General features: G+C 68.6%; 1 pseudogene (running past one end of the window). It reads left to right on the top strand.

Going from position 1 to position 4,316, the window contains the following annotated elements:
• Positions 1-4,316, top strand: a pseudogene (locus K789_RS22710) (Ig-like domain-containing protein); its annotated part runs 1,668 nt beyond the window's last position; the annotation flags it as partial.

Below are 4,316 nucleotides of genomic sequence, written 5' to 3'. Positions count from 1 at the left end.
GCCATCATTTATCCGGGGTTCAAGACCACTGAGGTGGAGTTGAACGATGGTGGGGTGTGGGTGGTGTCGAAGTCCAAGAATGCGGTGGGGCGGTTGAATTATCCGTCGCGGGTTTTGGATGGTGCGGTGACGCCGGCGAGTACGACGTTTGATGTGTTGCAGGATGCTTCGACGGTGTTTGTCGATGACAGTGCGGGCTCGACGTTGAACCAGGTGTCGGCGGCGCAGATGCGGTTGGGCGGGGACAAGAAGCTGCCCGGTGCCGCGGCGGTCAGTTTCGGCTCGCAGGTCATTTCGGTGACGGATGCGGCGAAGGGCACGGTGTGGGCGCTCTCGCCGTCGACGGTGTCCGGTTTTGATGCGGAGAATTCAGAGCCGGTCCTGGCAGGCTCCGCCGGGACGGTGTCGGCGGTGGGGGCTGATGACCGGATTTACAGTGCTGATCCGAAGACGGGGCAGGTCACGGTGACGAGCGTGGATGCCGAGGGCGGGCGCACGGACGCGAAGGTGAGCACGTGGGACGGGCTCAAGGGTGCCGGGGATCTGCAGCTGGCGGTGGTGGGGGACCAGCCGGTGGTGCTGGATGCGGGCCGGGGGAAGTTGTTCCTGCCGGGCGGGCGTGAGCTGGCGTTGGCGGAGGCGCGGGATGCGAAGCTGCAGCTGAGCGGGCCGGCCGCGGATGCGGTGGCCATTGCCACGCCGAAGGCGTTGCTGCGGCAGCCGTTGGATGGTTCGACGGCGACGACGGTGACGTTTGGCGGGCAGGGGGTACCGGCGGCGCCGGTGCAACTGGCCGGGTGTGTCCATGCGGCGTGGTCCGGGGCGAACAAGTATGTCCGGGACTGCGCCAATGATGCCGATGACAAGACCGTCGCTGTGCCGAAGGCCAGTGCGTCGCCGAAATATGTGTTCCGGGTGAACCGGGATCTGGTGGTCCTGAACGATGTGAATTCCGGCAATGTGTGGCTGGTGAACCAGAACATGCAGCTGGTCAACAACTGGGACGACGTGGTCCCGCCCAAAAACCAGTCCAATGACCAGGACCAGGAGTCGGCCGACAACAACACCATCAACATCCTGCCGGACCGCACCAAACCCAACCGGCCCCCGGAAACCAAGCCCGACGCCATCGGCGTCCGCCCGGGCCGCACCACCATCCTCTCCGTGCTCGACAACGACTCGGACCCCGACGGCGACGTCCTCACGGCCTCCGCGGGTGACAACGGCCCCACGTCCGGAAGCCTCGAGGATATCTACGGCGGCACCGCGTTCCAGATCACCGTCCCCGCGGATGCGTTGCCCGGCACCGAAACCTTTGGCTATAACGCCGCAGACGGCCGCGGCCTCTCCGCCGCCGGCAGTATCACCCTGACCGTCGTTGGCCCGGAGGAGAACAAACCACCCCTGTTCAAGCGCGGCGACCCCACCACCATGGTCGTGGAGCAGGGCAAGACCGTCAGCCAGAACATCCTCACCGACTGGACCGACCCCGACGGCGATGACCTGGTGCTGATGGACGCCAAGGCCGACAACGAACAGGACCAGGTCAAGGTCCGCCGCGACGGACTGCTCACCTACCAGGACTCCGGCGCCGCACCGGGCAAAAAATCCGTCACCGTGTCCATCTGGGACGGCCGCGCCACCACCACGGGCAAGGTCGTTGTGAACGTCCAGCCTCCCGGCGCCCTGCAGCCGGTGGTCAACGCCGACCACGTCACCGCCGTCGTCGGCCAGGACCTCGTGATCGCACCGCTGAAGAACGACGTCGACCCCAACGGCGGGGCCCTGCGCCTCGCCCAGGTGGAGGCCGCCGGCACCGCGGAAATCGGCCCCGTGACCGACGGCGGGACCTTCACCTTCCGCAGCAGCACCCCCGGCCCCGTCTACCTGACGTACATCGCGAGCAACGGCCCGCAGAGCAGCCAGGGCCTGATCCGGGTGGACGTCGAATCCGGCAAGGACGCCGGCAACCCGGTCGCCGTCCACGATGTCGCCCTCATGCCCGTCGGCGGCAGCGTGCTCCTGGAACCGCTGGCCAACGACTCCGACCCGTCCGGGGGAGTGCTGGTACTGCAGTCCGTCCAGCTGCCCGAGAATGCGACCGCCTCGGTCAGCGTGATCGACCACAGCGTCCTGCGGATCACCGACGTCGTCGGCACCAAGGACCCGTTCACGTTCCGCTACACCATGTCCAATGGCACCAAATCGGCCACCGGCAGTGTCTCCGTGGTGCCCGTTCCGGCTCCCGCTGTCGTCGAGGCCCCGCAGCCCAAGCCGGACGAAGTGAACGTGCGCGTCAACGACGTCGTCACCATCCCGGTGCTGGCCAACGACACCCACCCGCAGGGCGAAAAACTCACCGTGGACCCCACCCTGCCGCAGCCCGTTCCCGAAACGGACGGGAAGAGCTTCGTCTCGGAAAACACCCTCCGCTTCATCGCCGGTGCCGAGCCCAAGACGGTCCGCGCCATCTACAACGCCGTCGACCCGCAGGGCCAGAAGAGCGCCGCGGCCGTCACCATCCACATCCTGCCGCTGGAGGGCGCGGAAAACTCCCGCCCGCAGCCGAAGAACCTCACAGCACGCGTCGTGGCGGGCGGGTCCGTCCGGATCCCGGTGGAGCTCGACGGGATCGACCCCGACGGCGACTCCGTCCAGCTGACCGGGATCGACAGTACCCCCGCGATGGGCACCGCCACGGTGGGCAGCAACTTCATCGACTTCACGGCGGCCGGGGACGGCGCCGGCACGGACACGTTCCGGTACAAAGTGGTGGACCGCCAGGGCGCCGTCAACACCGGCACCGTGACCGTCGGCATCGCCCCGCGCGGGGACACCAACCAGTTGCCCACCCCGGTGGACGACGAGGTCAACGTCCGGCCCGGCCGCCAGATCGCCGTCGACGCCACCGGCAACGACACCGACCCCGACGGCGACCCGATCCGGCTCGTCGGCGACGGCATCGAAGCCGCCCCGGAACTGCAGGCCACCGTCAGCAAGCAGAGCTCCCGCATCATCCTGCTGGCCCCCGGCGCGGAAGGCACCGTCAACGTGCGCTACTCCGTGGCGGACGACCGCGGCGCCATGGCCCGGGCCGCCATCGCCGTCACGGTGCAAAAAGACGTGCCGCTGCGGGCACCGATCGCCCGGGACGACCGCGTAACGTCCGCGCAGACACTCGGCAGGACCGCCGTCGACGTCCCCGTCCTCAAGAACGACGAGGACCCCGACGGCGTCGGCGAGAACCTCAAGATCGCCACCGGGGCCGCCACCGCCCGGCCCGGCGCCGAGGGAACCATGATCGTGGAACTGACCGAGCAGCCGCAGCTGATCCCGTACACGGTGGAGGACGTGGACGGCCAGAAGTCCACGGCCATCATCTGGGTCCCCGGGGTGGGGCAGCAGGTCCCCACCCTGGCCAAAGACGAGGTCATTGAACTCGTCGCAGGGCAGTCCGTCACCGTGGACCTCAAGGACTGGGTCAAAGTCCGCGGCGGCCGTTCGCCACGCCTGACCCAGACCGACCGGATCAAACTGATCGGGGCCGACGGCTCGGACCCGGTGGCGGGCGGCGGCACCGCACTGACGTACACGGCAGGCCAGGATTACGTGGGCCCCGGCTCGCTCAGCTTCGAGGTCACCGACGGGACCGGCCCGGACGACCCCGCCGGCCTGAAGTCCACCCTGAGCATCCGCACCAAGGTGCTCCCGGACCCCAACCGGAACAACCCGCCCGTGCTGCTGGGCAGCGAGGTGGATGTTCCCAGGGCGGACTCCACCAGCACGGACCTGGCCGCGCTGACCACCGACCCGGACGACGGGGACGTGGACAGGATGAAGTACGAGCTGGTGGGCAGTGTTCCGGCCGGCTTCGACGCCGGCATCGACGGGAAGACCCTGAAGGCCTCGGCCAAGGACGGCACCGGGGCCGGTACCACCGGAGCAGTCCAGGTCAAGGCCAAGGACCCCCGCGGGCTGGAAGCCACCGCGACCTACCAGCTGGCCGTCACTGCCTCCAACCGGCCCAAGCCGGTGGCGAACGACGATCTGGAACCCAACGCCGCGGCCGGCAAGCCCGTCACCGTGCGGGTGCTCGACAACGACGCCAACCCGTTCCCGGAGTCGGCGCTGAAGATCGTGTCGGCCGTGACCGAGACCGGGCAGGGAACCGCCGCCGCAACCGGCGACACCGTCACGGTGACCCCGGCAGACGGCTTCTCGGGGACCATGATCGTGGCCTACACCGTGGCGGACAAGACCGGCGACTCCTCCCGCAACGCGACGGCCCGGATCCGGCTGACGGTCAAGGACAAGCC

Origin of the sequence: Arthrobacter sp. TB 26, from assembly GCF_000427315.1 — a bacterium.
Lineage (GTDB): Bacteria > Actinomycetota > Actinomycetes > Actinomycetales > Micrococcaceae > Arthrobacter.
This window is presented reverse-complemented; position numbering and strand designations above follow the sequence as displayed.